Source organism: Streptomyces longispororuber, from assembly GCF_024448165.1.
GTDB classification, from domain to species: domain Bacteria; phylum Actinomycetota; class Actinomycetes; order Streptomycetales; family Streptomycetaceae; genus Streptomyces; species Streptomyces longispororuber_A.
This window is the reverse complement of sequence record NZ_JAMOLN010000345.1, coordinates 1-6,278: the sequence shown is the minus strand read 5'-3', so window position 1 is coordinate 6,278 and position 6,278 is coordinate 1. Positions and strand designations below refer to the sequence as shown.

The following is a 6,278-nucleotide window of genomic DNA, read 5'->3' as shown; positions in this document are numbered from 1 at the left end:
GCCTGTCGTCACACTCCCGTCTGCCCCGCGGTGTCTGACGACAGGCACCCTAGGCCCGGGAGCGGCCCCGGCGGGCCATCGCCACCGCGCCGCCGCCCGCCACGAGCAGGACGATCGCGCCGCCCGCGACGTACGGCGTCATGGAGTTGCCGCCGGTCTCCGCCAGGTCCGCCTTGGCGGGTGCCGCGACCGGCTTGTCGGCCTTGGCGCCCTGGGGCTGGACCTCACCGGGCTCCGCGGGCTTGGGTGAGGCGGGTGCCGGGGCCGCCTTCGGGGCCTCGCAGGTGGCGCCCGCGAGGGTCACCTCACCGTTGACCTCGGCCACGTTCAGCTTCAACGGGTTGACGGAGACCTTGAGCTGGAGCGCGGAGGCCGCCGCCGTCGTGGAGGTCGTCGACGTGTTGGACAGGCCGAGCGTCACCTCGCCGACGCCGGGCACCTCGACCTCGGTCGTGCCGCCCGTGGACAGCGCGACCTTCTTGCCGAGGACCGTGACGGAGCCGAGCAGGTTCGACTCGGCGACCGGCTTCTTGCCCGCCTCGCACAGCGCCTTGGAGGTGACCTGGTCGACCTCGATCAGGGAGAGCAGCGGCAGGCCGGGAACGTGGATCTTGGCGTGGGCGAGCTGGGTGAAGCCCTCCGCCTTCTTGTCGTCGACCGTGGCCCGCGCCTTCGCCACGTCGGCCTGCAGCACGCTGAACGGCTGCCCGCCGTCCACTCCGTCGAGCTTCACGGTCAGCGCGGTCTTCTCGGCGCTCGCGGGGGCCTGCACCTCGTTCAGGGAGACCTTCAGCGGGACGTTCACGGTCTTGTTCAGGAGCGAGACGTCCAGGCCGGTGCGGAGCACGACCGCGCCGGCCCGCCCGCCGTGGTCGCCGGTCGCCGCCGCCGGGCCCGCGGCCGCGAGCGCGACGGGTCCGGCGGCGAGCGCGGTGGCGGCGGCCGTCGCGACGAGACGGCGGGCGGGCGTGGCCAGGGCGGTGGTCAGGGTGAAGCTGGGCATGCTGGTGGGACCCCCAGGAACATGGGACAGAAAAGGACAAGGGACAAGGAACAAGGACAGAAGACCGAGGAACCGCGGTGCTGTCGGGGCGGGCGCCATGGGGACAGCGCGCGGAGCCGCCGACAGCGCCGACCGGTCATCGATGAGGGAATCTTTACGCACTGAGAGTGAACAAGCCACAACTGGGCGTGAGTTCACCCCAAAGGGGGGTTTCCGCGCATGTCTTCGAATCCAGGGGCTCGCTTGTTCCTTGAAATCCCTCTGAACCCAGCCGAACCGCACGGCCCCGTTGACATGCCCCGCGCGGCCGAGTTGTGTGCAACGAGCAGCGGGACCCGCAGGTCACGCTGCGTCAACTCGCCCCTTCCGTACCGGATCCAGGAGACCGATGCCGCGCAACGTCGTTCTGATCACCGCCGACCAGTGGCGCGGCGACTGTCTGTCCGGGGCCGGGCATCCCGTCGTCCGTACGCCGTACCTCGATCAACTGGCTTCCCGTGGCGCCCGGTTCGATCGTGCGTACACGGCGGTGCCGTCGTGCATCCCGGCCCGGGCCGCGCTGCACACCGGTCTGGCGCAGACCTCGCACGGCCGCACCGGCTACCGGGACGGCGTGCCGTGGGAGTACCCGGTGACGCTGGCCGGCGAGTTCGGGCGGCACGGTTACCAGACGCGGGCGATCGGGAAGCTGCACGCGTTCCCGGAGCGGAACCGGATCGGTTTCGACGAAGTCACCCTGCACGACGGCTACTTGCACGCGGCCCGCGACCGGCGGACCGATCCCCGCTTCCACGACGACTACGCGGCCTGGCTGGAGCGGCAGCCCGGCGGCGGCGACTACACGGACCACGGGCTCGACTGCAACAGCGTGGTGGCGCGGCCCTGGGACCGGCCCGAGCGGCTGCACCCCACCAACTGGGTGGTGACGGAGGCGATCGACTTCCTGTACCGCCGCGATCCGACCGCGCCGTTCCTGCTCCACCTCTCCTTCCACCGGCCGCATCCGCCCTACGATCCGCCGCGCTGGGCGTTCGAGCAGTACCTCGACGCCCCCGCGTACGAGCCGGTGGTCGGGGACTGGGCGGACGCGCTCGAAGGGTGGCGGGACGATGCGCGCGCGGACGCCAACTACGCGACGTACGAAGGCCGTACGGCGCACCGGGCCCGCGCGGGCTACTACGGCCACATGTCGCACATCGACCAGCAGGTCAACCGGTTCGTGCAGGCGCTCGGCGAGTTCCGGCTCGCCGACGACACGTGGATCTGCTTCACGTCGGACCACGGCGAGATGCTCGGCGAGCACCGGTTGTGGCGGAAGGCGTATCCGTACGAGGGGTCGGCGCGGGTGCCGCTGATCCTGTCGGGGCCGGGCGGGGAGCTGCCCGGGGGGACCGTGGTCGGTGCGGACACCGTGGTCGAGCTCCGGGACGTCATGCCTACGTTGCTGGAGTGTGCGGGCCTTGACGTGCCGGAGGGGCTCGACGGTCACAGCCTCCTCGCGGCGGCGCGGGGCGAGGAACTCCCCTCCCCCCGGGCCTACTTGCACGGGGAGCACGCTCTGTTCGGGGAGTCGATGCACTGGCTCACGGACGGGCACGCCAAGTACGTGTGGTTCTCGGGCGAGGGGCGTGAGCAGCTCTTCGACCTGGACGCGGATCCGCAGGAACGGCACGACCTCGGGCCCGCGTCACCGGGGGAGCTCGCCGGGTGGCGGGCGCGGCTCGTGGCGGAGCTGGTGGGGCGACCGGAGGGGTACGTCGCGGCCGGCCAACTGGTCGCGGGCCGCACCCCGACGGACCAACTGCCTCCCGACTGGGCGCCGGCCGCGTCCACCGGGTCGACGAGGACCTGAGCGGCTCCTGACCGAAACCCCGACTCCGCCTGCCGCGCCGAGCTCTCGTCGCGGTCTGCAGGCCGGTGGGGGCTGGTCGCGCAGTTCCCCGCGCCCCTGGGAGGCATGCGCTGGCGCGCAGCCTTCCCCGGGCGGGGAGCTGCCGCACCGCAGGTGCGCATCTCAGGGGCGCGGGGCTGTGTCATCAGCGGCTCCGCCGCGGGGCGCGACCAGGCCCCACCGGAGCCGCAGACATCGTCAGACGCGCGCCGCTAACCCACCACCGTGCCGCGCAGCACGATCCGGCGAGGTGCGGACAGGACCGTGACGTTCGTTCGGGGATCCGCTTCGTACACGACCAGGTCCGCGGACGCGCCCTCCTCCAGGCCCGGTCGGCGGAGCCACGCCCGCGCGGCCCAGGCCGTCGCCGAGAGCGCCTCGACGGGCGGGATGCCGGCCCGGACCAGCTCCGCCACCTCACCGGCGACCAGCCCGTGCGCCAGGGAGCCGCCCGCGTCGGTGCCGACGAAGACCGGGATCCCGGCGTCGTAGGCGTTGCGGACCGTGTCGTAGCGGCGCTCGTGGAGCCGCCGCAGATGCGCCGACCAGCGCGGGAACTTCCGCTCTCCGCCGGCCGCGAGATCCGGGAACGTGGCGATGTTGACGAGGGTCGGGACGATCGCGACGCCGCGCTCCGCGAAGAGCGGGATCAGGTCGTCGGTGAGGCCCGTGGCGTGCTCGATGCAGTCGATGCCCGCCTCGACCAGGTCCCGGAGGGAGTCCTCGGCGAAACAGTGGGCCGTCACCCGGGCACCGAGCCGGTGCGCCTCGGCGATCGCCGCCTCCACCGCGCCGCGCGGCCAGCACGCCGTCAGGTCGCCGGCCTCCCGGTCGATCCAGTCGCCGACCAGCTTGACCCAGCCGTCGCTCCGCCGCGCCTCCTGGGCGACGTACGCGACGAGGTCGTCCGGCTCGATCTCGTGCGCGTAGTTGCGGATGTAGCGACGGGTGCGGGCGATGTGCCGGCCGGCCCGGACGATCCGGGGCAGGTCGTCGCGGTCGTCGATCCAGCGGGTGTCCGACGGCGAGCCGGCGTCGCGCAGCAGGAGCGTGCCCGCGTCGCGGTCGGTCAGGGCCTGCTTCTCGGCGGTCTCGGCGGGGACGGGTCCGTGGGCGTCGAGGCCGACGTGGCAGTGCGCGTCGACGAGGCCCGGCAGCGTCCAGCCCTCGACCGTCGTCACGTCGAGGCCCGCCGTGCCGGGGCGGTCGTACGTGATCCGGCCGCCGATCACCCACAGTTCGTCGCGCACGTCGTCGGGTCCGGCCAGGACCCTGCCCTTCACGTGCAGCACCTCGCGGTCGCTCATGGCACTCATGAGCGCAGCCTATGGGGGCGGTGGGTACGCTCGTCAGCGGCATCCCGTCCGAACCCGTGACCGAAGAGAGCACCACCGTGACGCATCCGTTTCTCGATCTGGCCCCGCTGAGCGCCGCACACTTCGCCTCCGTCGAGGACCGCGTGGCCCGGCTGATGGACACGTCGCAGGACGTCGTGATCATGCAGGGCGAGGCGCTGCTGCCGCTGGAGGGTGCGATCCGCGGGACGGCGGGTCCCGGCACCGTCGCCCTGAACGTGATCACCGGACCGTACGGGCAGACCTTCGGCGACTGGCTGCGCGACTGCGGTGCCACGGTGCACGACCTGGCCGTGCCGTTCCACACCGCCGTCACCGCCGAGCAGGTGCGGGAGGCGTTCGCCGCGCACCCCGACATCGACTTCGTGTCACTGGTGCACGCGGAGGCCGCGACCGGCAACACCAACCCCGTCGCCGAGATCGGTGAGGTGGTGCGGGAGCACGGCGCGCTGTTCTACCTGGACGCCGTCGCGTCGATCGCCGCCGAGCCGGTGCTGCCGGACGCCTGGGGCGTGGACCTGTGCGTGATCGGCGCGCAGAAGGCGATGGGCGGCCCGGCCGGCGTCTCGGCCGTGTCGGTGAGCGCCCGGGCCTGGGAGCGGATGGCCGGCAACCCGCAGGCGCCGCGCCACTCGTACCTTTCGCTGCTCGACTGGAAGCAGCGGTGGATCGACGGCGGCAGGAAGGCGCTGCTGCACGCGCCCGCCCAGCTGGAGATGCTCGCCCTGGAGGCGTGTGTCGAGCGGATCGAGAGCGAGGGTCTGGACGCCCTGATGGCGCGGCACGCGAGCGCCGCGGCGGCCACCCGGGCCGGCACGCTCGCCCTGGGCGGCGGGCTCGAGCCGTACGTGCACGAGGCGAAGGACGCGGCGCCGGTCGCCACGACGCTGCGGGCGCCCGCCGGGACCGACGCCCGGGAGCTGGTCGCCAAGGCCCTGGCCGTGGACCCGGTGCTGCCGCTGGTCGCGGGCGGCGGCGCGCTCGCCCAGGAGATGATCCGCGTCAACCACTACGGCCCGCAGGCCACGCGCGGCGTCGTGCAGTCCTCGCTCGCGGCGCTCGGCGGGGCGCTCGCGGAGGCCGGGCTCGCGGTCGACCTCGAAGGGGCCCGCAAGGCGGTCGCCGCCGCCTGGCGGTAATCCCGTCGATCCCGTACGCGCACACCCACATCGGCGCCGCCCATTCCGGGCGGCGCCTTTGTATTTCCGCAGACATTCTTCAGGCATTTTTCATGCGTTTATCGGAAGCAGCTTCACGTTCTGCTTCTGCCCGCTTTTTCGGGTCGTAAACGCAAAGATTTCAACAACAGGAAACGACGTAATTCGGACGCGTCTCGCGGCGGTTTCCAGCTTGTGACGCACTCCACACCTAGATAATTTTGCACCTTTTGACCCGAACAAATAGCCATATAACGCGGACGGCTCGCGCGCAGGCCCACCCGCGCGCGATAACACAGGCAAGCTCTCGCCGTAACCCCTCCCGCAGGTGCAATCCCAAAAATTGCTCGGTAAATTCAATTCGCATGACCGCCGCACAAGCGCAATTCCAGCTCGACCATCCAGGCGTGGCCGACGGAGCCGCGATCTGGCGTATCGCACGTGACTCCAAGGTGCTCGACCTCAACTCGTCCTACAGCTATCTGCTGTGGTGCCGCGACTTCGCCGCCACCTCCGTCGTGGCCCGCGACGAGGCGGGCTCGATCGCCGGGTTCGTCACCGGATACGTCCGGCCGGAGCGACCGCACACGCTCGTCGTGTGGCAGGTCGCCGTGGACGCGGCCCACCGCGGGCGCGGCCTGGCCGGCGAGATGCTGGACGGGCTGACCGCCAAGGTCCTCGGCGCCGGGCGGCCGGTCACGACGGTCGAGACGACCATCACTCCGGACAACTCGGCATCGCAGGCGCTGTTCCTGTCCTACGCCCGCCGGCACGGCGCCGGCGTGGAGCGCACCGTCCTGTTCGACGCGGGGCTGTTCCCGGACGACGGGCACCTGCCCGAGGAGCTGTACCGCATCGGTCCGCTGGCCTGA

5 protein-coding genes are annotated in these 6,278 nt (G+C 72.0%); 3 read left to right on the top strand and 2 right to left on the bottom strand.

Translation table 11 applies throughout. The features are described 5' to 3' along the window. Positions 1-49: 49 nt before the first annotated feature. The gene (locus M4J07_RS46085) at positions 50-1,003 is read right to left on the bottom strand and encodes an SCO1860 family LAETG-anchored protein (RefSeq protein WP_255983050.1); all 954 of its coding nucleotides are present in this window, start codon (positions 1,001-1,003) and stop codon (positions 50-52) included. 388 nt (positions 1,004-1,391) lie between these two features. Here M4J07_RS46085 and M4J07_RS46080 point away from each other — a divergent pair, with 388 nt between their 5' ends. Next, a complete protein-coding gene (locus M4J07_RS46080) occupies positions 1,392-2,855 on the top strand; it encodes an arylsulfatase (protein WP_255983048.1) in 1,464 nt (487 codons plus the stop codon). Between the two features lie 251 nt (positions 2,856-3,106). Here the strand turns inward: M4J07_RS46080 and M4J07_RS46075 are convergent, their stop codons facing one another. Continuing rightward, positions 3,107-4,201, bottom strand: coding sequence for an amidohydrolase family protein (locus tag M4J07_RS46075; protein ID WP_255983054.1), 1,095 nt, complete (start codon positions 4,199-4,201; stop codon positions 3,107-3,109). Between the two features lie 86 nt (positions 4,202-4,287). Here M4J07_RS46075 and M4J07_RS46070 point away from each other — a divergent pair, with 86 nt between their 5' ends. Together M4J07_RS46070 and ectA are read left to right on the top strand one after the other, a co-directional pair. Continuing rightward, positions 4,288-5,388 (top strand): pyridoxal-phosphate-dependent aminotransferase family protein, encoded by a 1,101-nt coding sequence (locus M4J07_RS46070; RefSeq protein WP_255983052.1) that lies wholly within the window; start codon positions 4,288-4,290, stop codon positions 5,386-5,388. A gap of 383 nt (positions 5,389-5,771) precedes the next feature. Then, positions 5,772-6,278, top strand: a complete 507-nt coding sequence (gene ectA, locus M4J07_RS46065; RefSeq protein ID WP_255983046.1) for a diaminobutyrate acetyltransferase — start codon at positions 5,772-5,774, stop codon at positions 6,276-6,278.